Source organism: Candidatus Bathyarchaeota archaeon, from assembly GCA_026014685.1.
Taxonomy (GTDB): domain Archaea; phylum Thermoproteota; class Bathyarchaeia; order Bathyarchaeales; family Bathycorpusculaceae; genus Bathycorpusculum.
Genome location: JAOZHW010000007.1, coordinates 155916 through 180345 on the forward strand (window position 1 = coordinate 155916; position 24430 = coordinate 180345).

At 48.5% G+C, this 24430-nt stretch carries 24 protein-coding genes; 22 read left to right on the forward strand and 2 right to left on the reverse strand.

Annotated features, from left to right (window positions below; translation table 11 throughout):
- Positions 1-17 precede the first annotated feature (17 nt).
- The 22 genes from NWE96_05110 to NWE96_05215 all read left to right on the forward strand — a co-directional run bounded on the left by NWE96_05110 (position 18) and on the right by NWE96_05215 (position 21978).
- Positions 18-1700 carry a DNA topoisomerase I gene (locus NWE96_05110; protein ID MCW3983356.1) on the forward strand — a complete coding sequence of 561 codons (1683 nt, stop codon included), beginning with the start codon at positions 18-20 and terminating at the stop codon, positions 1698-1700.
- Positions 1697-1984 carry a DUF167 domain-containing protein gene (locus NWE96_05115; GenBank protein MCW3983357.1) on the forward strand — a complete coding sequence of 96 codons (288 nt, stop codon included), beginning with the start codon at positions 1697-1699 and terminating at the stop codon, positions 1982-1984. The genes NWE96_05110 and NWE96_05115 overlap by 4 nt, the downstream gene beginning before the upstream one ends.
- On the forward strand, positions 1985-3325 hold the full coding sequence (locus NWE96_05120) for a PQQ-like beta-propeller repeat protein (protein MCW3983358.1): 1341 nt from the start codon (positions 1985-1987) through the stop codon (positions 3323-3325).
- 75 nt (positions 3326-3400) lie between these two features.
- Positions 3401-3841, forward strand: coding sequence for a nuclear transport factor 2 family protein (locus tag NWE96_05125; GenBank protein ID MCW3983359.1), 441 nt, complete (start codon positions 3401-3403; stop codon positions 3839-3841).
- Positions 3842-4033: 192 nt separating this feature from the next.
- Entirely contained in the window at positions 4034-5620 is a 1587-nt protein-coding gene (gene ppcA, locus NWE96_05130) for a phosphoenolpyruvate carboxylase (GenBank protein MCW3983360.1), read from the forward strand.
- A 181-nt stretch (positions 5621-5801) separates the two neighbouring features.
- A complete protein-coding gene (locus NWE96_05135; GenBank protein ID MCW3983361.1) occupies positions 5802-7310 on the forward strand; it encodes a homocysteine biosynthesis protein in 1509 nt (502 codons plus the stop codon).
- On the forward strand, positions 7311-7745 hold the full coding sequence (locus NWE96_05140; protein MCW3983362.1) for a 4Fe-4S dicluster domain-containing protein: 435 nt from the start codon (positions 7311-7313) through the stop codon (positions 7743-7745).
- On the forward strand, positions 7742-8452 hold the full coding sequence (locus NWE96_05145) for a UPF0280 family protein (protein ID MCW3983363.1): 711 nt from the start codon (positions 7742-7744) through the stop codon (positions 8450-8452). The genes NWE96_05140 and NWE96_05145 overlap by 4 nt, the downstream gene beginning before the upstream one ends.
- A gap of 36 nt (positions 8453-8488) precedes the next feature.
- A complete protein-coding gene (locus tag NWE96_05150) occupies positions 8489-10177 on the forward strand; it encodes a hypothetical protein (GenBank protein ID MCW3983364.1) in 1689 nt (562 codons plus the stop codon).
- A 198-nt stretch (positions 10178-10375) separates the two neighbouring features.
- The gene (locus NWE96_05155; GenBank protein MCW3983365.1) at positions 10376-11620 is read left to right on the forward strand and encodes an aspartate kinase; all 1245 of its coding nucleotides are present in this window, start codon (positions 10376-10378) and stop codon (positions 11618-11620) included.
- A gap of 12 nt (positions 11621-11632) precedes the next feature.
- Positions 11633-12424, forward strand: coding sequence for a 2-amino-3,7-dideoxy-D-threo-hept-6-ulosonate synthase (locus tag NWE96_05160; GenBank protein MCW3983366.1), 792 nt, complete (start codon positions 11633-11635; stop codon positions 12422-12424).
- Complete coding sequence (locus NWE96_05165; GenBank protein MCW3983367.1) at positions 12421-13461, forward strand: 3-dehydroquinate synthase II; 1041 nt, start codon at positions 12421-12423, stop codon at positions 13459-13461. Before NWE96_05160 ends, NWE96_05165 begins: the two co-directional genes overlap by 4 nt.
- The gene (gene aroD / locus NWE96_05170) at positions 13458-14141 is read left to right on the forward strand and encodes a type I 3-dehydroquinate dehydratase (protein MCW3983368.1); all 684 of its coding nucleotides are present in this window, start codon (positions 13458-13460) and stop codon (positions 14139-14141) included. The genes NWE96_05165 and aroD overlap by 4 nt, the downstream gene beginning before the upstream one ends.
- Positions 14141-14998, forward strand: a complete 858-nt coding sequence (locus NWE96_05175; GenBank protein MCW3983369.1) for a shikimate dehydrogenase — start codon at positions 14141-14143, stop codon at positions 14996-14998. The genes aroD and NWE96_05175 overlap by 1 nt, the downstream gene beginning before the upstream one ends.
- 7 nt (positions 14999-15005) lie before the next feature.
- Positions 15006-15872 (forward strand): shikimate kinase, encoded by an 867-nt coding sequence (locus NWE96_05180; protein ID MCW3983370.1) that lies wholly within the window; start codon positions 15006-15008, stop codon positions 15870-15872.
- 2 nt (positions 15873-15874) lie between these two features.
- A complete protein-coding gene (gene aroA, locus NWE96_05185) occupies positions 15875-17170 on the forward strand; it encodes a 3-phosphoshikimate 1-carboxyvinyltransferase (GenBank protein MCW3983371.1) in 1296 nt (431 codons plus the stop codon).
- Positions 17148-18251, forward strand: coding sequence for a chorismate synthase (aroC, locus tag NWE96_05190; GenBank protein ID MCW3983372.1), 1104 nt, complete (start codon positions 17148-17150; stop codon positions 18249-18251). The genes aroA and aroC overlap by 23 nt, the downstream gene beginning before the upstream one ends.
- Positions 18252-18254: 3 nt before the next feature.
- Positions 18255-18515: a chorismate mutase gene (locus NWE96_05195; GenBank protein MCW3983373.1), complete on the forward strand. Its 261-nt coding sequence runs from the start codon at positions 18255-18257 to the stop codon at positions 18513-18515.
- A gap of 28 nt (positions 18516-18543) precedes the next feature.
- A complete protein-coding gene (locus NWE96_05200; GenBank protein MCW3983374.1) occupies positions 18544-19623 on the forward strand; it encodes a pyridoxal phosphate-dependent aminotransferase in 1080 nt (359 codons plus the stop codon).
- Complete coding sequence (locus tag NWE96_05205) at positions 19623-20495, forward strand: prephenate dehydrogenase/arogenate dehydrogenase family protein (protein ID MCW3983375.1); 873 nt, start codon at positions 19623-19625, stop codon at positions 20493-20495. The genes NWE96_05200 and NWE96_05205 overlap by 1 nt, the downstream gene beginning before the upstream one ends.
- A 6-nt stretch (positions 20496-20501) precedes the next feature.
- Entirely contained in the window at positions 20502-21134 is a 633-nt protein-coding gene (locus NWE96_05210; protein ID MCW3983376.1) for a gamma-glutamyl-gamma-aminobutyrate hydrolase family protein, read from the forward strand.
- 196 nt (positions 21135-21330) lie between these two features.
- Positions 21331-21978, forward strand: a complete 648-nt coding sequence (locus NWE96_05215) for a hypothetical protein (protein ID MCW3983377.1) — start codon at positions 21331-21333, stop codon at positions 21976-21978.
- Positions 21979-22091: 113 nt separating this feature from the next.
- Here the strand turns inward: NWE96_05215 and pheA are convergent, their stop codons facing one another.
- On the reverse strand, positions 22092-22904 hold the full coding sequence (gene pheA, locus NWE96_05220; protein MCW3983378.1) for a prephenate dehydratase: 813 nt from the start codon (positions 22902-22904) through the stop codon (positions 22092-22094).
- A complete protein-coding gene (locus tag NWE96_05225) occupies positions 22901-24427 on the reverse strand; it encodes a 2-isopropylmalate synthase (protein ID MCW3983379.1) in 1527 nt (508 codons plus the stop codon). Before NWE96_05225 ends, pheA begins: the two co-directional genes overlap by 4 nt.
- Positions 24428-24430: the final 3 nt, after the last annotated feature.

Below are 24430 nucleotides of genomic sequence, written 5' to 3' on the forward strand. Positions count from 1 at the left end.
TAGAGTCACAAGAAACTTTGCCGCTATACGAGATGACTGATTTGAAGCATGTTATGAAGAGTCTAAAACACAACGGCATATACGTCCCCACATACGACCTCAAAGGCTTCAGTGTAAAGATTCAGGGTCAAAAAATCAAGTTAACGGAAAAAAGCGAACCCATGGCGGTTGCTTGGACTCGACGTGTCCTTTCAACAACCGTTCCTCCACCAGACCAAGTTTTCACTCGTAACTTTATGCGGGAATTCCTCGAGCAACTCAAAGCAGAGAACCCCTCTGCAACGTTTCTAGACGGTTTCTCCAAGAAATATCTTGAGTGCCTCGAGAAAAACTTGCCAACTGAGAACAACGGCGGCTCCCAAGCGCTTGGAATTGACTTTTCAGAAGTCAGAGCGTACATTCTTGATGAGAAAGCAAAGAAGGAAGCCATGACTAAGGAAGAAAAAAAGAAGCAGGCAGAAGAACGTAAAGTTGCCAGACAAAAACTCCGAGACTTCTACGGTTACGCTGAGGTGGATGGGCAACGCCTCGAAGTGGCAAACTGGACAGCGGAACCCAGCTGTCTTTTTGCGGGCCGCGGAGATCACCCTCAACGCGGCAGATGGAAAGAAGGCCCAACCAAGGCAGACATCACCCTTAACCTTTCACCCGACGCACCTAAACCCGAAGGCTGGAAGACCACTTGGGAACCAAACAAGATGTACGTTGCTAAATGGGTGGATAAACTCACAGGCAAAGTCAAGTACGTCTGGTTCAGCGACACCGCGTTCCTCAAGCAGAACCGCGAGAAAGAAAAATTCCAGAAAGCCGAAAACCTAGGCAAACAAATAGGCACAGTTGAAAAGCACATCATGAAAAATCTCGAAGATAAAGATGTGGAGCGCCGTAAGGTGGCGACAGTCGCATGGTTAATTTTCGCGGTTAACATGAGGGTTGGCGACGAAAAGGACCCTGACGAAGCAGACACAGTCGGCGCAATTACGCTGCGCGACGAGCACATCAGCATCGAGGGCGACAAGGTAACTTTTGACTTTTTAGGTAAAGACAGCGTGCGTTGGGTAAAAACAATCCAAGCCCCACCTGCAGTAATAAAGAACCTTTCAGAATTCAAGAAAGACAAAACCGTACAGTACCTCTTCGAAGGTATCGACAGTAAAAAAGTCAGCCGTTTCCTCTCTGAAAAAGTGCCTAAACTAACTGCGAAAGTGTTCCGTACTTGGAAATGCACTAAAACCGTCAAGGAAGAACTTGAAAAAAGCGGCGTAACCAAAGATGACCCTGACTACAAGAAAAACTATGCAGCCAAGATGGCTAACCTAAAAGTCGCCGAAGTAGCAAACCACAAACGCAAAATTCCACCTACCTTCGACCAGCGTGTTGCAGAGAAGGAGCAGAAACTCAAAGAAATGCTGGAGCAGCTTGAAGCTAAAAAGAAGGAAGGTAAAAAAACAGAGAGCCTCGAAACCCGCGTTGAACGCGCCAAACTCGACTTGGAACTAACCAAACTCACCAAAGAATACAACCTCGGCACCTCTCTCAAAAGCTACATCGACCCAACCGCCTACGTGAAATGGGCTAAGAAAGTCAAATTCGACATCGAAAAATTCTATCCCAAAACGCTCCGAAGCAAATTCAGTTGGGCGCTGGAGCAGCGCAAGAAAGCTGATGCAGCCTGCGATGCTGAGTGCATAACGCCGTGAGCCTAAAAGAAACAAAAGACGGCGTCTTGCTTTCCATTTTTGTTAAACCCAACAGCCCCAAATTCAAAATCGAGTGCGATGCCAACGAAGTGGTTGTTTACGCTACTGAGGAGCCAGAACGAGGCAAAGTAAACAAAGAACTCTTAAAAGAGCTATCCAAGTTCTTCGGCGTTAAAGTTGAGCTTGCTTCGGGAGCCACTTCAAAGCAGAAAGTGCTTTTGGTTTATGCAACTAAAGCTGCTGTGCAGTCGGCGCTCGATTTGGGAACTCGTAAACTTAATTAGGTGAGCGCAGAAACCAAACCTATGAAGCGTTCCGTCATCACCTTATCTGCTGTAGCCTCAATTTTTGTGGTTGCCGCTGCGCTTTTCTTTTATCTTCAGGTTGTTTACCAAGCGGGATCGGATGCACGCAGTTTGGTTTGGCAGACTGCAATTCCTCATTTCGCAACAAGTTTAGCTGCAGGAGACGGGAAAGTATTTGTGGATAACAGTTACGCCGATGTTGCATGCTTTAGGGGGTCAGACGGAGTAAACTTGTGGAATACAAGTTTAAGCTACGCAAACTATGGGGGCGGACCGCAAGTCAAATTTTATGGAGGCAAAATTTTTGCTAGCCAAGAAGAAGGCATAGTTTACAGACTTAACATATACACAGGAGCAAAGGAAATGAGGTATCAGGCGCCTCCTGCGGACATTAATAATTACAAGAGAACCGCCAACTTTTTTGTTGCTGACGGTAAACTGTTTGCCTCTAACGCTGGCACCGCAGTTTTTGATGCCGCTTCGGGGATTCAATTATGGAAACACGCATACTACGAAACAAACGTCAGCCAAACTGCAAAGGAACTCTCGCCAAGCAGCTACGTTTACATGGTTGGCGGAGAAAGGTTAAATCCAAACACAGGAGAAACAATTTGGTTTTTTCCAAGTGCAACAAACTTGCAGCCCATAGTTTACCAAGATAAAGTAATTTTCTGGAATTACGCCTCCAACTATAGTTACCCTCACGATGAGTATGCAGTCGTCTGTCTAAACGCAGAAAACGGCAAACAAATCTGGAGAGTCGACTTTGGCAAACCAGTTTTTCAGCCAGTAACCGCTGAAGGTATATTGATGTTTTGTGCGCAGGACGGCTATTTTTATGCGTTAAATTTAGTTGACGGCAGGATTAAGTGGAAAACATACGTAGACACAGGAGGCGTTATTACAAAACAGGCTGATTACTTGCAGCGTGAGGGTTTGTCTTCTTCTTTTGGGCATTTTTCTGTTGACCCCTTAGTTGACGTGGTTAACCAAAAAGTGTACTGCACCTTATGGAGTAGCATTGAAGAAAATCGTAGCTTAATCAATCAAGGCGAAATCGTCTGCCTAAACACCAATAACGGCTATACCCAATGGATTACACAGTTGAGCAACTCAACGATAACCAGCATTAAAGGCTCCGCGATGGCGTTAGTAAACAGTAAACTCTTCGTTTGTGGCAACAACGCAGTTTACTGCTTCAGCGCAGATTCAGGGGCAACATTGTGGCACCGTGATTTCGAGCATTACGTGCTTAACCCAGTGGTTGCAGACGGAAAAGTCTACGTTGCAGCTGACCTCTACTTGTTAGCCTACAAATAACTCGCTATCTTTTCGGTGTTAAATTTGGTAAAAACATAAAAGGCAATCAAGACAACCCTAACACGTGATCTTACCATGAAAGCTGATCCTAGAACACAAACCGAAGTCATCCAAGCCTTCAAAGGAATGTTTGAAGCCTACAAGAAAAAAGACCTCCAAGCAACGCTCGCATTTTGGGCTCCAGACCCCGACGTAGTAGTCATAGGAACAGGCTCAGACGAGAAAGGCTCAGGCTTAAAACACCTCACCGAAAGCCTGCAGAGGGATTTTGCTCAGGGCGATGTGCTGTCCATCAGCGTGAAGGATTTCACTGTTTCCGCTTCGGGGATGGTGGCGTGGTTCGCTGCGGATGTAACTTTCCATGTTAAAGTAGGGGAGAACGAGTTTGATTTCGGCACCCGCTTGACTGGAGTTATGGAGAAAGTGGGTGGCAGCTGGCTTTGGATGCAGATGCATATGTCTACGCCGTGCAGTAAACAGAAAAAGGGGCAGTCTTGGCCTAAACCTGCAAAATAGGAATATTACCTAAATCGAAATATGGCTTATATGCAAAAAATCCCTAGTTAGCTTGTTTAGTGTTGTTCCAAGATGGGAGGGACTGACACCCTTTCACCTTACCCCTTGTAAATTTTACAATTTTTCGAGTGGAAAATTAAAATAATCGCTTTCATACACTGTTAAGGCTACAACGGTAGCAAGAGACAAAAAATGAGCAACCTAGACGAGTCCCGAATTATTCCAAGAACCATGTCCACTCAGCACCCAGACAACGCATCAAACCCCGAGTGGAACAAAGAAGAAGTAATCAACGGCAACGCAGAGGTACTGGAAGCCTACTACGCGTACAGCACACTCGGCTGCCAAGAAGTCATGTGGGACTCGGAAGGTAAAGACACCGATACCCGTGTTTCGCGTAAACTTCTCCAGAAATACTGGGATTTCTTTGCAGGCCACACCATAGGCGAAGACCTCTTCTTAACATACCGCATTCCCAACCCCAAAATTGAGGGTGCAGAAAAGAAAATCCTAGTTGAAACCCTGCAAAACATACCCGTCGCCTACGATGTTGCCTCGCTGGTTTACAAACGCGAAGTCGCCCCCATCTTCGAAGTGATCTTGCCGTTCACTACTGACGGCAAAGAAATCATCATGCTTTTCAACTACTACAAAAAAGCCATAGTCGGAGCAGAAGACGCCTCCATCTACGAATCCACAACCGTCAAAGACTGGATAGGTAACTTCAAACCCAAAACCATTAAAGTCATCCCCCTTGTGGAAGACTTCGACAGCATACTCCACGTAGACACCATAGTCGCACCGTACCTCAAGGCAGTGAAACCAAAAAAGCAGCGGGTTTTCATCGCCCGCTCTGACCCCGCCCTAAACTACGGCTTAATCTGCGCCGTGTTGCTCTCAAAAATAGCGCTCAGCAAACTCAAAGCACTCGAAAAGCAGCATGACACATCTATCCACCCCATATTGGGCGTTGGCTCTAAACCTTTCCGCGGGCACCTCTCACCCGACAACATCGACAACTTCCTCCAAGAATACAAAGGCCTCTCCACCGTCACCATACAATCCGCCTTCCGCTACGACTACCCAACCGAACAAGTCAAGGAAGGCATCCAAACTCTCAACCAGCGGCTCCCCAACGGCACCCCACAGTTCATAGACGAAAAAGAGCAACAAACCCTGCTGGGAATACTCTCAAAGTGCCGTTTAGAATACGAGCGCCAGATTGAAACAATCGCGCCCTTCATCAACAGTGTAGCTGCCTATGTGCCGCCGCGCAGAGCCAGAAAACTCCACATCGGACTCTTTGGTTACAGCCGTTGCGTCGCAGGCATCTGCTTACCACGGGCTATCTCATTCGCAACTGCCCTCTACAGCATCGGGTTGCCGCCGGAATTCATAGGCTTAAAAGCGCTCAACCAACTTAGCGAAGAAGAATGGAAAGCACTAAACAGACATTACCTAAAGTTGCACTACGATCTCAAAGTGGTCGGCGAATACGTCTCTTACGGAAACATCAATATGCTGCTTGAAATGTCGCATGCAACCGCTAAAAGGGCAGGGATGAGTGAAGAGAAACTCAAAGACTCCCTTACCACAGTGCTAGGAGACCTCGACGTCGCCGAGGAAAAACTGGGCTTGAAACTGGGGCCACACGGCATGGCGCAACGTAAACACGAAAACTTCACTAACAACTTCCTACTGTCTTATCTCCAAAAGCAGGAAGCAGAAGCAAAAACGGCGCTTACAGAGTCGGCAAAAATAAGGAAATGCCTCGGCTAACCGCACCAAAGGCACTTTTCCCCGTTTTTGTTTTTTTACATTACTTAAAAATTCAGTTTGTACGCTTCTTTGGGTCGGTTTATTTCGTGTCTTACATGAGTAAAGAAGTATACCTTAGAGTTTTTGCGTAAGTATTATATCCCCGCTCCGCCTTTCGATTGCCATCAAGGGTAAGGCATCTTTGTCCAACCAAGCTAAAACACGAACCGTAGAAGAAATCAACCAAAAAATCCGCAAGGGCGACGCCCAAGTCTTAACCGCTGAAGAAATGAAGAAACTTGTGGAGAGCAGCGGGGTCGAAGTTGCCTTCAAGGAAGTTGATGTGGTTACAACGGGCACTTTTGGTGCTATGTGTTCTTCGGGCGCGGTTATCAATCTCGGTCATTCTGATCCCCCTATCAAAATCGACCACGCATGGATTAATGACGTGGAAGTATGCCACCCCGGTGCTGCGGTTGACATTTTCATTGGCGCTACTAACATGTCGGAGAAACAGCCTTTTGAGTACGGCGGCGGACACGTAATCAGTGACTTAGTCGCAGGTAAAGAAGTTGAATTCCGCGCCACCGCGTATGGCACCGACTGCTACCCCCGCACCCAAGTAAAAACCACCTTAACCAAAGACGACCTCAACCAGTTTTGCTTGCTGAACTTTCGCAACGGCTACCAACGCTACAACTGTGCGGTAAACAGCAGCGACGAAACCATCTACACCTACATGAGCAAACTTTTGCCACGGTTTCGTAACGCCACCTTCTCAGGTGCTGGTGAACTCAACCCCCTTATGAACGACCCCGATTACGAGACGATGGGTTTGGGCACTCGAATATTTCTCGGAGGGGGACAGGGTTACATAATCGGCGAAGGTACACAGCACAGCCCCAAAAACCAAAACGGCACCCTCATGGTTAAAGGCGACGCTAAACAGATGACGCCTGAGTTCCTGCAAGGCGCTGCCTTCACAAAATACGGCACATCGCTGTATGTTGGGTTAGGTGTTCCAATCCCAATCCTTAACATCGGCTTAGCTAAGAAAACTGCTATCCGTGACAGCGAAATCTTAACCGACATCGTCGACTATAGTGTGCCGAGGCGTGACCGACCCAAGTTGGGGCAAGTTAGCTACAAAGAACTCAAATCAGGCAGTATAATCATCAACGGCAAAAAAGTCCGCGTCAGCTCCCTTTCCAGCTTGAAGATGGCTAAGAAGGTAGCCCAGACTTTGAAGTCATGGATTGAAGAGGGCACATTCACATTAACTTCTCCTGTTGAGCGGTTATCAACCACCTCAGTTTTCAGGCCGATGCGCCAAACCGAAGAAATCCCCTTCGTCGTCAGCGTCATGCACCCCGCAGTCACCTGCACTGAAGACGAAGAAATCCGAGCCATAGCTGAACGTATTGTTACAAAATCCGTAAACCACATCGTTGTCGTAGACGCTACAGGTAAACTTCGCGGCATAGTTACCTCATGGGACATAACGCGTGCGATGGCGGAGGGCAAAAAAGCCTTAGCTGACATCGAGTCGCGCAACGTTATAACCGCCAAACCCGACGAACCGCTTGAGATTGCCTCTAAACGTATGGCGCAACATAACATCTCCGCGTTACCAGTCATTGATATCGAGCGGAAAGTGCTGGGCATCATAACCACCGAAGATGTAGCTAAACTTTTAGGGAGACGATACTAAATGGGCAGAATACTAATCAGATTCAACGAAGAACAAGTCTCTGAGCCAATCGCGTCACAAGTCATCATCGAATACAAAGTGCCCATGGCTATCCTGTCAGCGCACATAAACTCCAAAGGGGGAGAAATCCTCGTCGAAATCCCCGACGACGCGGAAGACACAATCGTCGAAGCCCTACGCAAAAGAGGCGTCACCGTAAGTGTCCCCAAATCCATCGAAGTGGACAGCGAGAAATGTTTCAGTTGTGGTAGCTGTGTCGCCCTTTGCCCTGTAGAAGCCATCAGGTTAACCTCTGACTCCTCGGTCGAGTTTGACAAAGAGAAATGCTTAGGCAGCACCTGCAGCATCTGCGTGGACGCCTGCCCTGCTCGAGCTATAAAAGCGGTTAAACCTAACGGTAACGGCTCCCAAAATAGCAGGGAAAAGAAAAGTTGACAGGCATACTCATAAAAGAAAACTTTACCCTAAAAGAATCCCAATGCACCATAATTTCTGACCGCCCAAAAGCCATAGAAGCCGCCAAAGAATCCATCCGCAACAGCCGACAAGAACTCGAACTCTACGTTCGAGCAAACCCCAAATTTCTACACACATTAACCCCTGTCCCTGTGCCAGAGAAGCCGCTGGTTGCCAAAATGATGGCTCAAGCTGCACAGAAAGCCGACGTTGGACCCATGGCAGCCGTCGCGGGAGCCATCGCAGACTTAGCTGTAGAAGCCATGAAGCAGGCAGGTTGCACAGTAGCGGTGGTGGAGAACGGTGGAGAAATCATGGCAGACTCCAACCAACCCGTGGATGTGGCGGTAGCAGCAGGCGATGAGCCGCTTTCTAAACGTTTTGGTTTTAGATTAACCGAGTTCCCCATAGCTGTCGCGACGAGTTCGGGGCGTTTTAGTCACGCGTTTAGTTTTGGGGACGCTGAGGCTGCGACGGTTTTCTGCAAAAACGCCGCCTTAGCTGACGCGACGGCAACTTCGGTAGGTAATGTGGTGAAAGGGGAAGATGTTGAGGGGGCAATCAAAGCAGGCATCTGCAAAGGGCTATCTATTGAGGGTGTTGAAGGCGTCTTTATCCTTTACAAGGGGCAAGTGGGTACAGCTGGCAAGATACCTCAAATGATCAAAGTCAAGCCTTCACCCTGATTGTGTGTAAGTTCTGAGACGCCTCAAGTGCTAATCTTGAGTGGCTACACTATTTCGGTTTGGCTTGACATGACTCAGGAAACCGATGCTGCAGTAACAATTAGCGAAGCTTCAGCGCCGCCAAAACCCACTGGCAAGAAGCAAATCAGCATCGAAGAAATCGTCGCTACCTTCCAAACCGTAGCCGAAGACATAGCCCAAATCGGTCAACTAAACTCTGAGGAAAACGCCGTAGTAACCCAGTTTTTGACTTCGCTAAAAACACACATGGAACCCCTCACACCTGCAATTCCTGTTTCTACCGTTATTATCCCAATCGAGTATGGTTTACCTGAACAGGCCCACATAGAAGTAAACGGTCGCCTACGGTTGACTTATGATGATGGCAGCCAAAAAATTGTAGATTTAAGTGAGCCTAAAAACCGCGATTTTATGATGGCCGTCATCGACGATGTCATGCCCAAATTGGAGGCTTTAGCCCGAGAGTTCGAGGAACGCCTGCTACGCAAAGACATACCTGTCGAGGAACCGCCTGTTGAGATTCCAGCGCCACAACCTCCAGCACCCATCATCCCTGAACCTTTGCCGCCTCCAGTAGTCGCGGTTGAACCCGCCGTAACCTTGCCAGAGCCTGAACCCGCACCAGTTGAAGCCACCCCTGAACCTCAACTGCCACCCGTAGAAGTCATCGACCCCACAATAGAGCGAAACGCCAAGATCGATGCAATTACCACTGAAACTCTGGATTTTCTGGGCATGCTTGGCGGGGAAGTGTTTGAACAGGAGCCCGTCAGCAAATACTTCGACGACTGGATGGTGAACCTTCGCCAAATCATCCTTTCATTTGAATCTAACGAAGTAATCGGTCCAGACGAGGAGTTCGCTGCTCAGTACAACCAGATTTTCAGTAAAATCCAAGAAGAACTAGATAACAGAATAGCTAACGAAGCAGAAATAGCGGTCTCCTACAGAACCCTTGTTGAAAACCGCTACTTACTCAACAAAATCGATGAAGAACATGCTGCACAAACCAAACAGTTCGTTGAGAAAGGTGCGAGCACCATCGAAACCCTGATGCGCAGCATGGCCAACATCGAAAAAGAGTTAGCTGAAGCGCAAGCAGTCAAAGTCAGCTACCTACACCCACTGCAGAAGATGGCTAAAGACCAAAAAGTGTCTGAACTTACCCAGAGACTAAACTCCATCAAAAAACGCTTAGCAATGGCAGTAGGCACATCCTCAACTGACAGCGGAAAATCAGGAGACATCGATGCTCAATTTGAGGCGCAGATCAAGATGCTTGAGGAGAAACGTAAAATCGCCATGGAACTCCTCAACAAAAACGTGGACGACTTGGTTAATGAAATCGCCAAGTTAAAGATGATTAAAACCAGTAACCCCATCAAGAGGGTCTCCATCCAGCAGCAAGTGTTCGAAACAGAAGAAAAACTGTACGCAGCAAAGAAGCGTCTTGAGTTAGCGGAGAAGAACTCCTCAGCTGAGATGGAGCAGCTACGCGCAGAATACGAGAAGAAGAAGCAAGCTGCGTTAGGTAAAGTGCAGACATTAGAGAAAGACATAGCTAAAAAAGCAGTTGATAACTCAGCAGGAGTCAGAAAAGAAGCTGCTAACGCTTTGGCCGAAGCTGTTAAAGCGCTTGCAGAGAAAAAGAAGGCTGCACCAGCCTCGCCAGCGGCTGAGGAGGCTGAACAAGTTAAGCAGTAATCCGAAACGCTTATATTTTAAAGTCGGTGACTGTTTGGACAGGTTCGAAGCAATGACCAACACACAACGCAGAAACGTTAATGCATGGCAACGCGACAGCTTCGACTATGGCTTTTATTATTTCGGTTATTTTCCTTAAGCCCAGAACTGAAAAATTTTTGTAAAGCGGTTCTGGGCAGGGTATGGGTGTAATACGTTATGACCAAACAACTCTCTAAACGAAAAATCGTTGTTAAATTCGGCGGCTCCAGCCTCGCCGATCACGAACGCATGCTCAAAGCAGTTAATTCAGTGGTTAACGAAGCGAAGAGGGGCACAAAAATCGCTGTGGTAGTGTCCGCTATGGGCAAAACCACCGACGTTCTCTTAACCACCGCGAAAAACACCTCAAACGGCAAACTCGCCAAACATGAACTCGACGATATCCTTTCCATGGGTGAACGCACCAGCGTACGCATATTTTCCACTGCGTTACGCAACAACGGTGTGGATTCCTGCTACTTTGATCCCATGGATAGTAACTGGCCCATAATCACTGACGACAAATTCCAGAACGCTAACCCTGACGTCAAAGCCTGCACAAAAAACATCGCCGAATACGTCCTGCCCATAGTGGAGAAAGGCACAATACCAGTAATCGCGGGGTTTGTGGGCAAAACAAAAGAAGGCAAAATCACCACTCTGGGCAGAGGCGGAAGCGATACAACCGCTTTCTTGTTAGCTGAGGGTATAGCTGCGGATCAAGTTGTTTTGGTCACTGACGCTGAAGGTATAATGTCTAGTGACCCCAAAATCATCCAGTCACCCCAAAGACTACCCACAATCGACGTCAACACTCTCGTGGGCTTGGCAGATTCGGGAGCGAAATTCATACACAGCAAAGCCCTCAAATACAAACCTAAAACAATCGACGTCAAAGTCATCAGTAACGCATACGGGGACCTCAACAGAGAAGGCACCATCATCACAGGCGGTTTAGCCACTGAACTCGACGCTGAAATCGCGCATCAAACCCCTGTCGCTGAAATCACAGTCATCGGTAACGGGTTATCCGCTAACCCTCAAGTCATCACCCAGATGATTGAGAAAGTCAAAGAGAACACTGTACTTCTGGGTATGTCGATGAATACCAACTCGATCATCCTCTACGTGCCGCAGACAGAAAACATCGCTCAACTCTTCAACCAACTCCATCAAATCACAGTCAGCAACAAAGAAACTATAGCTATGGCAGTCAAAAGAGACCTTGTCTTCATCAAAACTAGCGGTGTCGGCTTAGAAGAAACGCATGGTATCATCGGCAGAATCAGCGAAGACCTCCGCGTCAACGGCATAAACATCAGCGGCATCCTCACCATCACGTCAAGTATTTTGCTGTTTGTAGATTGGAACGAGAGGGAGAAAGCGCTAAAGTTAATTAAAAACGCGCTCAAGTCACATTAGGGGCAATTCAAATTGAACGTAGGCAAAACCCGCAGACTCAAAAAAATCATGCAGAAAGATAACCGCACAGTAATCGTGCCCATGGATCACGGCGTAACCATCGGACCCGTCCAAGGCATAACCAACATGCAAAACATAACCAATCAGCTTCTCAAAGGCAAAGTTGACGCCATCTTGGTGCATAAAGGCATAGCTAAACGCATCGACGTGGACGGCGCAGGATTAATCGTTATGCTCTCAGGTGCATCCAACCTTGGTCCTAACCCCAACGGCAAAGTCCAAGTTTGCAGCGTGGGCGAAGCTCTTCGCCTTGGTGCCGACGCCGTAAGCGTACACGTCAACATTGGTGCACAGGACGAGGATAAGATGCTTGCGAATCTGGGTAAAGTCAGCGAAGAATGCGAGCATTATGGGTTGCCTTTGTTGGCGATGATGTATCCCCGTGGCCCAAAAATCACAAACGAACATGCAGTCGAAGTGGTGGCGCATGCTGCCAGAATCGGCGCGGAACTCGGTGCAGACATCATCAAAACCAACTACACAGGTAACATAGACACATTCAAAACCGTCACAGAAAGTTGCCCCGCTCCAGTAGTCATTGCGGGTGGACCGAAATGCAAATCAATGCAAGAAGTCCTACAAACCACGTTCGACGCGCTCAAAGCAGGCGCAGCTGGACTCTCGATTGGACGAAACGTGTTCCAATGTGAAAACCCAACCCAAATCGCAAAAGCCCTCTCCGCAATCGTGCATGAAGGCGCAACTGTAGAGCAGGCCCAAAAAATCCTCGGTGACAAACTTTGAAGGAACTCTGGCTAGAAATCCCCAAAACAGCATCCCCGCAAGAAAAGGACGCTTTACTTAGCCTTGCCCACGAAAATGCTGATGTAGTTTTGGAGAATGGTCAAGCCAGAAACCGTGCGGGTAAACTGGACCTTACATTTCTATCCGAATTAAACGAGAAAACTCTTGCTCAACTTAAAAAAGAGGGAAAAAAAACAGTTTTCCAAGTCACCATAAAGGGCAAAGAGGACGAGAACCGCGCTGCCAGAGCTGCAGAACTTGGCGTCGACTACGTCATCATCAACTGCCAAGACTGGCGCGTTATCCCACTTGAAAACCTTATCGCAAAAGGCAGAGGTAAAAGCAAACTAATCGCCGAAGTCCCCACCGCAGACGACGCCAAAGTGGTTTTGGAAGCGCTGGAACTGGGAACCGATGGCGTATTACTCCAAACTGGCAACCCTGCTGAGTTGGAGAAAGCAATCAAACTTGTCAAAAACCAACTGCCCAAAATGGGTTTAACCACAGGCAAAATTCTCTCCGTCAAACCCATCGGAACAGGTGCTCGTGTTTGTGTGGATACAGTGGATTTGATGGTGCCCGGTGAAGGCATGCTGGTAGGATGTCAATCCGCAGGCTTCTTCTTGGTCGAAGCGGAAGTCAGCGAGAACCCTTATGTGCAGTCACGGCCTTTCCGCGTAAACGCAGGACCCGCGTCACATTACACGTTGACTTCTTTGCAGGGCACCCGTTACCTCTCCGAGCTCAAGGCAGGCGACGAAGTTCTCATAGTAAGCCGTGAAGGCAAAGTACGAATTACCAATGTTGGCAGATCCAAAATTGAATTCCGACCGCTGATGCTTATTGAAGCTCAAGTGGACGACACCAAAATCAAAACAATCCTCCAAAACGCCGAAACCATTCGCGTCGTTACCCCTAAAGCATCCAAACCCGTGACTGAACTCAAAGCGGGCGACGAGGTCTTGGTGCATTTGGCGGCGAAGGGAGGCAGACACTTCGGCATATCTGTGCCAGAAGAAACGGTGATTGAGAAGTGACGCCGAGAATCTGCGTCTCGATTCTTCCCAAAAACATCACAGAAGCTCAAGAACTGATATCAAAAGCCGAGGACGCAGAAGCTGATTTTGTTGAAGTCCGCATGGATTGCCTCGAAGAAACCCGCAACCTCAAAGACTTAACGGCGAGCACAAAAATCCCGCTTATAGCAACAAACAAACTTGAGAGCGAGAGAGGCTTTTTTTCTGGCAGCGAAACAGAGCGCCAACAAACCCTGCTCAACGCCGCTGAATGTGGCTTCAAATACATCGACGTTGACTTCCACAGCTCCAAACGCAACGAAACAATCGCTAAACTAAAAGCGCTAGGCGTTAAAATCATAGTTTCCTACCATAAATTCGACGGCATCCTAAACATTTCTTCGCTGGAAAAAATTATAGATGAACAAATCGCAAGCGGAGCTGACATCTGCAAAATCGTCCTAACCGCGAGGCAAGTGGAAGATAACCTTCCTGTGCTCAGTTTTGTCTCCTTTGCCTCCGCCAAAGCCAAGCTTGTCTGCTTCTGTATGGGCGCAGAGGGTAAGACTTCACGGTTGCTTTCCCCAGTTTTCGGGGCTTTCTTCACTTTTGCCTCGCTAACTGAGGGTAGTGAGACTGCGGCGGGACAGATGAGTATAAAAGAAATGAAAGCCGCATACAAGCTGTTGGGGATTGGGTAATGACTATTTCGGGCAAAACTCGAGTTTGCGGAGTCATAGGTGACCCCATCGAGCACACTCTAAGCCCCTGTATGCATAACGCGGCGTTTGAAGCGTTGGGGTTAGATTACGTGTTTTTAGCCTTCAAAGTTAAACCTGCCTGTGTAGCAGACGCCGTGAACGGCATGCGCGCGCTAAACATTCGGGGCTTAAACGTAACCATGCCCCACAAACACACAGTCATGGCAAACCTTGACCGCATCGACCTCTCAGCTCAACTCATTGAATCAGTTAACACAATCCTAAACAAAGAAAACCTGCTTTTCGGCTTCAACACCGACGGTGTTGGCGCAGTGAAAGCCCTCAAAGAAAACGGCGTTGAACTCAAAGGCAGAAAAGTTCTCCTCTTAGGCGCAGGCGGCGCAGCTAGAGCCATAGCTTACGCGATGGCAAAAGAAGCTGACGAACTCGCGGTACTCAACCGCACCGTCAAGCAAGCCCAAGCCCTCGCAAGGCTGCTGGAAAAATCTGCGAACAAAAAAATCGCTTCAGGTTCCCTATCTCCAAGTGATATACAAAAAAACCTACGTGACTCCGACATATTAATCAACGCCACCTCCATCGGGATGAAGCCACACTCAGAAGAAACCCCTGTTCCACCCAAACTGCTCAGACCCGACCTCTCAGTCATGGATATAGTTTACAATCCCCTTGAAACGAAGCTGGCTAAAGACGCCAAAGCTGCAGGAGCCAAAGTAATAAGTGGCGTTGAAATGCTCATTTACCAAGGCGCAGCCTCTTTTGAAATCTGGACAGGCAAATCTGCGCCCGTTGAAGTTATGAGGAAGGCAGCGCTTAACCGTTTAATGAAGGTGTAGCAAGTTGATGGGTAAAGCAGTGGCGGTAGCGCATGGCGCAGCGACAATCGTTAACGCGATTGCCCTGGGGAGGGGAGCAGCGTTTGGAGTTGATTTGTGGACAAAAGCAGAAGTCAAACTGACAAGTGAAGTGGGCGTTTTTGAGGTTAAAATCACTTCTGACCCCACTGAGAGTACTCTTCTAGTAGAAAAAACCGTTACTCGTGTCCTGCGAAGGTTTGGGTTAGAGAAATCTTTCGGGGCAAAAATAAAAACAGAATCAAACATCCCTGCAGCCCGCGGATTAAAAAGCAGTAGTGTAGTCGCAAATGCAACTGCCTTGGCAACCACCACAGCGTTAGGAAAAACACTGGATGATTTGGAGATAGTTAAAATCGGGGTTGAAGCGGCTTTCGACGCCAAATGCACAATTACAGGCGCTTTTGATGACGCATGCGCATCATACTTTGGAGGCGCAGTCATAACCGACAACACAAACCGACAAATCCTCAAACAGACCCAGCTACCAAAAGATTTTGCGGTGCTGTTCCATGTCCCAGCAAAAAAAGCTTACACCATCAACTCAGACGTTGCACGGCTACAAACGGTTAAGCCGCTTGTGGAGACCGCTTTCGAGAAGGCGATGGCTGGCAAACTCTGGGAAGCCTTAACCCTTAACGGGCTTGTTTACTCTGCTGCTTCTAACCAGAACGCCTCAATAGCCATCGACGCGTTGGCTGCTGGCGCCATCGCTGCAGGACTCTGCGGCAAAGGACCCGCCGTAACAGCCGTAACTCCAAACGACAAAGTAGACAGGGTCAAAGCTGAGCTTCAAAAGTATGAAGGCGAAGTCCTACTGACTCACTTCAACACTGAGAAAGCCAAGGTGCTCTAGCCATGACCGATGTAACTGTGAAGCGAGCTTTGCGTCTAACTGGGGAAGTGGTGGCGCCGCCGTCGAAGTCCTACACCCAACGTATGGTCATAGCTACCGCGTTATCCGAGGGCACCTCGAAGGTTTGGTACCCGCTGTTTTCAGAAGATACCGACGCCGCACTTCGAGCTGTAACCGCTTTGGGCGCTGGGTTCCAAGCCTGCGACGAACACTGGACAATAACAGGGGCAAAACCCCTCAAAGCAGCAAAAGCACCCGTTGACTGCGGAGAGTCAGGCGCAACCTTACGTTTCATGATACCTGTTGCGGCGCTAGCTGATGGCGCATCGACATTGGTTTTTCGTGGTTCGATTGAGCGACGCCCAGTGGAGCCGCTGTTAAAAAGCCTAAAAGACCTCGGCGCAGAAGCCCATGTTGGCAAGATTGGCGACTTAGACGCCGTGTTCGTTGAGGGCGGTGGCATTGTGGGCGGAAAAACATCCATAGCGGGTGATGTGAGTTCACAGTTCATTTCTGGGTTAATGTTTGCTTGTCCGATGGCAAAGAAGGATGTGGAAATCAAGCTTACTTCGCCGTTGGAGTCTGTGGATTACGTGAAAATGACTCAGGCAGTTCTCTCCAAACACACAGTAAAAGTCACCTTAGAAGACAGACGTATCCTTATTCCCGCAGGTCAAACCTACAAGTCAGCCGATCACACCGTTCCAGGAGACTTCTCCTCAGCCGCATTCCTACTAGCCGCCGCAGCCATAACCCGTTCCAAAGTCACAGTCGCAAACCTCGATTACGAGAGCGTGCAGGGCGATAAAGCCATCCTCACAGTGCTCAAACGTATGGGTGTCAACGGAAAGGTCTGCCCAGACAGCGTCGAAATCAAAGGAACAGGCGCCTCGCTCAAACCCGTTGATGTGGACGCCAAAAACATTCCTGACCTTGTTCCAGTTATCGCGGTGTTGGCATGCTATACAGACGGTGTGTCGCATATTTCGGGGGCAAAAAGGCTTCGGCTCAAGGAATCCGACCGTCTGCAATCTATCTTTGTGGAACTCACCAAAATGGGTGCCCAAATTACCATAACAGACGACGGCTTAACTATAAAAGGCACCCCGCTCCACGGCGCAGTCATCGACCCCCACAACGACCACCGAATTGCCATGGCAGTAGCCGTCGCCGCGTTAGGTGCAGAAGGCGAAACCACAGTTACAGACGCAGAGTGCATCAGAAAGTCTTATCCGCAGTTCTTCCATCATCTAAAGCAATTAGGAGTTGACGTTGTTGGCGGGAAACTCGATAGGTAAAGAATTCACGGTAACCACGTTTGGCGAAAGCCACGGCAAAGTCGTCGGCGTCGTCGTGGACGGTTGCCCCGCGGGGCTGCCGCTTGTCGAAGCTGATTTTCAAGAGGAACTGGACAGGCGAATTCCAGCGGAACCCAAAATCGTCTCAGCTCGAGTTGAAAAGGACACAGCCAAAATCCTCAGCGGCGTCTTCAACGGCTACACCACAGGCGCACCCATCGCCCTGACGGTTGAGAACAAGGAAACTAAATCCAGCGACTACGACGCCATAAAAGACTTCCCCAGACCCGCCCACTCCGACTACCCCGCCAAAATCCGATACGGCGGCTTCAACGATTACCGAGGTGGCGGACGCTTCAGCGGACGCGTAACTGTGGCGCTTATCATGGCTGGTGTTGTCGCTAAGAAGCTGCTGGGCAGATACAACATCGACGTATTAGCCTACACCAAAGCCATCGGACCAGTCAAAAGCACCAAAGCTTTCACTGCGGCGGAAATTCGCAAAAACCGCTACGCAGCCGCGACCCGGTGCCCCGATTTGGCGTGCGCCGAAAAAATGGAAGAAGCCATCATCAACGCAAAGTCAGAAGGTGACAGCCTCGGCGGAGTCATCGAATGCTTAGCTCTAAACATGCCCGCAGGCGTCGGCGAACCCCTCTTTGATACGCTTGATGGGGATTTGGCGAAGGCGCTTTTCAGTGTACCCGCCGTCAAGGGAGTCGAGTTCGGTGCAGGTTTTAGGGCTGCAGAGTTGCGTGGCTCAGAAAACAACGACTCTTTCCTGGTTAAAGGCGGTAAGGTTGTGACGGCGTCGGAGAACGCTGGCGGCATCTTAGGAGGCTTATCCAGCGGTATGCCCATCGTCATCCGTGTTGCAATCAAACCCACACCGTCCATCGCTAAAGAGCAGCAAACCGTCAACCTTTCTTCAATGAAAAACGTCCCGCTATCCGTGAAAGGTCGGCATGACCCCTGTGTGGTGCCCAAAGCGGTGCCCGCCATCGAAGCAGCAGTCGCAGTAACGTTAGTGGATCACTTGATTCGTTTAGGCGAGATCCCCAAAACTCTCAAGGAGCATTAAAGTATGGAAGATATTGCAGTGTTGCGTGAAAAAGTCGATGCAGTCGACGACCAAATTCTAAGAGACCTAGTTCAGCGAGTAAAAATCTGCCGCGCCATAGGCGAACTAAAAAAGCAGCAGGGTAAACCAGTCCACGATATCCACAGAGAAACCGAAGTCCTAAAACGCGTCAGAGAAAGAGCCGAAATGCTCAAGCTTGACCCAGATAAGATTGAGCGGATTTACCGCGAAATAGTTAATATGTGCAGTAGCGTTCAACAGTAGGAGAACTCTCAACGGAGAGCCGTTCCCTATGCTGTATGAAATAAACGAGAAAGCACTTAAACTGGAAAGTGAAGGAAAAAAGATAATTCGATTAAACCTCGGCGACCCAGACATGGCTACGCCCCCCGAAATTGTGGAAGCAGCTTACGCTTCTATGAAAGCGGGCAAAACCAAGTATAGTTCCTCTTATGGGGAATTGCGGTTGCGCCAAAAAATCGCTGAGGTACACGGCGTCAAAGCAGAAAACGTGGTGATCACCCCCGGTTCGAAATGGGCGATTTTCTCCACGATGTTTCTAATGCTCAAAAACGGCGGCAACGTCATCATCCCCACGCCATATTGGACGGCTTACGATTTAATCGCAAAGAGTTTTGGCGCGAAAGTCAAACTGCTTCGCACTGAAATGGAGAACGGCTGGAACGTTGACCTTGAAAAACTTGAGGGTTTGATTGACAGCGAGACAAAGATGATTATCTTAAACAACCCTAACAACCCAACCAGCAAAGTCATGGACTCCAAAACCCTCGACGGCATAGTAGAGATCGCCAACAAAAAAGGCGTAACCATTCTAAGCGACGAGGTTTATGGTGCAATCGCATTCAACAAAACTAAAAGCATACTCGACTATGGCGCCGATAGCAAACACATAGTCAGCAACGGCTTTAGCAAAACCTTCACCATGACAGGCTGGCGAATAGGCTACGTCGTCGCAAACAAAACCTTAATCGACAACATCACCAAACTCAACCAAATCACCTTCAACAACGTGCCCGTCTTCATCCAAGACGCCGCACTCAAAGGCTTAGAGTTACACGCACAAATCGCCAGCAACATCAAAGCAAAATACAAAGCCCGCGCAGACCTCGCCTCAACCAAACTTAAAGCTGCCGGTTTCAAATTCACAGCGCCCGACGCACCCTTCTACGTTTTCCCCAAACGCGACGGCTTAGACGGCACCAAATTCACTCTCGACCTCCTCGACCGCGGCGTCGCTGTGGCTCCAGGCTCAAGCTTCGGTGAATACCCCGAACACTTCCGCATCAGCCTAACCGCACCCGACGACCAAATCGAAGAGGGCTTAACGAAAATCTGCGAGGCACCCCTCTGATGAGGACGGCGGTTCTTGGCGCGGGAAAAATGGGTGTCTGGTTTGCCAAATGGTGCAAAGAGAAAGGCGACACAGTTGTTCTCGCTGACAGGAACCCCCAGAAACTCGCAAAGTTAGGCAAAGAGTTAGGTGTGGAAACCGCTGATTTTCCAGATGCAGTAAAAGGCGCTGACCGCGTTTTAATCTGCGTATCCATCTCTTCTTTTGAGGAAATCGTCAAAAAAATCGCGCCCGCCATCCACAAAGGGCAACCCATCATGGATATCTGCTCCATCAAAGAGTACCCCGTTAACGTAATGCATCAACACCTCAAGGACGCGCTGGTTTTAGGCACTCACCCAGTGTTTGGCCCCGGCAGCAACGGCGTAGCACACAAAGCTTACGTCCTGACCCCGACCAACAAAGAGGAAGAGGCGTATGCCAAAGAATTCCAGAAGTGGCTTCAAAAAGAGGACGCCCGCGTTTTTGTCATGTCGCCCCAGAAGCATGATGAACTTATGTCCATCGTGCTTGGGTTTGCGCATTTTGTGGGTTTAGCCACATGCGAAACTCTACTTGAGCAACCTGCGTTCGCTGAGTCGAAGAAGTTGGCGGGCACCACCTACCGCATGCTGTTCACGCTTGCAGAGGCGGTTGCGCAGGAAACCCCTGACCTCTACGCCAACGTGCAGACCAAACTGGCGGGGCTGGATGAAATCGAGCAGTCCTTCATCGCTAATGCGGAGGCATGGTTAGAGTTGATGAAAAAGAAGGATTCTGCCGCTATCATGGAGCGTATGGAGCGGCTTCGCAAGAAATTGGGCAAAGTGGACAGTGAATACGGTAAAAGTTACGAAGTTATGTATAGGATGCTACAGTCAACCGAGGAGTGAACAGCTATGACTAAGACTTTGCTTATCAACTGCTACCAAGACAGCGCCGAAATCAACCAGCTCACCGATGCGCTAAACAAGTTTACGGTCTGCAAAGTAGTTCCCTACACAAAAATCCACAGCGGTTATCAATTGGCTGAAGATATCAGCGCTGTAGTGGTAAGCGGCTCCGAAGCGCGCATAACAAAACCCGAAGACAAAGCAAAATACGACGGCGTAATTCAGCTTATTCAGAATTGTAAGGTTCCGTTGCTGGGCATATGTTTTGGGCATCAACTTCTGTGTTCTGCGTTTGGAGCAAAAACCGCTGCACTAAAAAAGCCCGTTATAAACAAATTCGAACAAGTCAACATAATCCAAACAGGCGACATCCTCAGCAGATTCAGAAAAGGTCAAACCGTCCCGCTTGCCGAATACCACAACGACTACGTCTTAAAAGATAGTCTCGACGGGGCAGGTTTCAATCTCTTAGCCGATTCCGCTAGCTGCGAAGTAGAAGCCGTTAAACACAAATCGAAACTGTTTTTTGGTGTACAATTCCACCCCGAACGCATAACAATTGGAACCGAAAGCCACCCTGAAGGATACCGAATCCTCGATAACTTTTACTGTAACAATGTAAAGCGGCTGGGCATATAGCCAAATCCAAATTTGGTTAACCTCCACCTCACAACTAGTTGCGTCTGAGGTTGTGTTTTGGGTTTGCAACGGTTTCGGCTTCAGCTGCACTGTGGGTGTGAAGTTATGTTAAACTATTGGAAAGTGACACCTTTCTTTCGGTACATGTTGTAAATTATATAACCATAAAACATTAAATGCAAATGGGTAAGCAGACTTGACACGAAAACTATACTTTTTCTTAACCCTAATTATAATCGTAATAATCGGAGTGGCAGCATTCGCACTCATCAACGGTGGATTCAAAGCGCAACCAAACCTGCAAGTAACTCCAACGGTACTCTCAGGAAAAACAGGCTCAGTCGTCACGCTAAATTTTGAAATAACCAACAGTGGGGGGGACGCAACAGGCGTAGTTATAACCGCAGTTTCAGACGCATTCGGGCAAGGTGTAACCGAAAAAATTGCTGTTCAAGCACGACAAACCGTCACCGTTGCTTGTGAAGTCACTGTAAACGACGTACAAAGTAAAGACTATCCAGTTACCTTAACCTATACCGCCGACGGCGGAGTCTTAGGTCACGTTTCAGGTTCTGTATCTGGCGATTTAAAGTTTCACGTTGTACCTAATTTAGAGCTTGTCTCGGAGTGGCTTCATGGTTCCAACGTAGTCGGCACATATAACTACACCATGCTCTACGTTACGCTTAAAAGCAACACAAACCATGCAGTGCAAAACGCAACCGTTTACACAACCGTTCAAGCTGAGGTGCCTAACTTGGTTGTTAATCCAACCCTATGCGGCGTTGTATGTTGGGCCATACCAGCTTTCCGAAAAAATTGGAGTAGCTATCGCAACTTATAGTTCACCTGCAGGCTCCTATCCTGTGCAATTGAAAGTTACGGTCGACGACTACGAAGTAACTACAGAAATGTTGACTTTAGAAGTGAGAGGGTGAAAAGCCCAAATTTCTATTTTTAGATGACTCTGGGGTAGCTTCCCAGAATCTTGACGAAAGTCGCAAACTTCTCCAACGCTTCCAGCGCTTCTGCGCAGTGTTTTTCAGTTCTATGACCTTCAAAGTCGAGGTAAAAGTTGTATTGCCACGCTGTGGTTTTGGTGGGGCGGGATTCGATGCGGGTGAGGTTGATGTTGCGTGATGCGAATTCGCCCAGTGCATGGTAGAGGGTTCCCGGTGCGTGTTTAGCGCTGAAGATAATGCTGGTTTTGTCGTCTCCCGTCGGCGCTGCATCTTCCAAGCCTAAGACGAGGAAGCGGGTGTAGTTGCTTGGGTTGTCAGCGATGTCTCGTGCGAGGATTTTCATGTTGTAGAGGTCTGCGGCTTTTTCGCTTGCAATGGCAGCGGCGTTCGATAAAGCTTTTTCTTTGATGATTTTAACTGAGCCTGCGGTGTCGTAGGCAGGGATGATTTCCCATTTGTGTTTTTCAAGGTATTTGCGGCACTGCGCTAGCGCTTGTGGGTGTGAGTAAACGGTTTCTATATCTTCGAGTTTAGTTTGGGGATTGCCGATCAAGACGTGGGCGAGTTTAACTGCGACTTCGCCGCAGACTTTAAGGTCATAAGTTAAGAAGAGGTCGTAGTTTTGGTTGACGCTGCCCTCAATCGAGTTCTCAATCGGGACGACGCCGTGTGGAACGGTGCCTGTTTTGACTGATTCGAAAACGTCTCGGAAATCCTTGCAGGGCACTGGCTCTACTTTTCTGCCAAAAAACTTGTAGACCGCCATTTCGCTGTATGCGCCAGTTTCGCCCTGATAGGTTACCTTCATTGTTTCTTGCCTTGATTACGATTCTTTAGTAGGCACTTGTTTATACCGTTTATCATTGCTTCCACCGATGCCATGACTATGTCTTCTCGGGCGGCGCGTGCTGATACTATGTTGCCTTTTTCGTCTTCGACTTTTATGACAACTTCAGCAACTGCGTTAGAGCCTCCCGTGATGGCTTCGAGGCGGTATTCGCTTAAGCGGATTTTTTCGAGGTTGCTGGTTAATTTCTGGATGGCTTTTAGCACTGCATCTACTGGGCCGACGCCTGTTTCTGCAGCAACGTACTCTTTGCCGTCTAAGGTTAAGCGTACGGAGGCGGTCGGGATTACTTTTATGCCGGTAACCACTGCCATGTCGCAGAGGTCAACGATTTTTTCTTCCCCAACTACTTGACCCATAACAGTAGAGGTTATTGCAATGAGGTCTGCGTCGGTAACCATTTTGCCTTTGTCGCCTAACTCTTTGACCCGTTTGACGATGTCACTCAGTTGGGCTTCGGTTGGGTGGATACCGATTTCTTGTAACTCCGCTTTGATGCCACGTGTGCCAGCCAGTTTGCCTGCGACGAGTTTGCGGGTTCTTCCGACGAGTTCGGGGCTGATGGGTTCGAAGGTTAAGGGTTGCTCGGTTACGCCTCGGGTGTGGATTCCTGATTCGTGTGCGAAGGCGTTTTCGCCGACTATGGCTTTGTTTACCTGTACGGTGATGCCTGTTAGGGATGAGACCATGCGGCTGGTGCTGTAGAGTAAACGTGTGTTTATGTTGGTTTTGTACTTGTAAACCACATGTAATGTAGTGACAACTTCTTCTAAGGCAGCGTTTCCTGCGCGTTCACCTAACCCATTTACTGCTGTGTGTACTTGTGAGGCGCCTGCTTCGACAGCTGCGAGGCTGTTTGCTACAGCTAAACCGAAGTCGTTGTGGCAGTGTACACTAATTGGCACTTTAACAGTTGTTTTCAATTCAGTTATTAACTCAGCCATGGTCTTGGGAATCATGATACCAACGGTGTCAGGCACGTTTAAACTGTCCATCCCTGCGTCCTGTGTGGCTTTGCAGATTTTCTTCAGAAAAGGCAACTCACTGCGGGTTGCATCCATAGGCGAGAACTCGCAGGTTACACCATGTTTCTTCACGTATTCAACGGATTCCACCGCCGAAGCCAATACCTGTTCGGGTGTCATGCTAACTGCATATTTCATCTGAACAGGTGACGTGGGGATGAATACATGGATTAAGTCTACGTTGCAATCCAATGCTGCATCTATGTCTTTTTTTGTGCACCGAGATAAGGCGCAGATTTTTGAGTTTAAACCCAATTTAGCGATGTCTTTGACGACTTTGCGTTCGCCTTCAGAACTACTGGGAAAACCTGCTTCGATGATGTCGACGCCTAGTTTGCTTAGTTGGCGTGCTATCTCGATTTTGTCGTCAGTTGTTAGAGAAACGCCGGGGGTTTGTTCCCCGTCGCGCAAAGTTGTATCTAAAATGCGGATAGTTCTTGTTTGAGTTTCTTTTGTCATTAT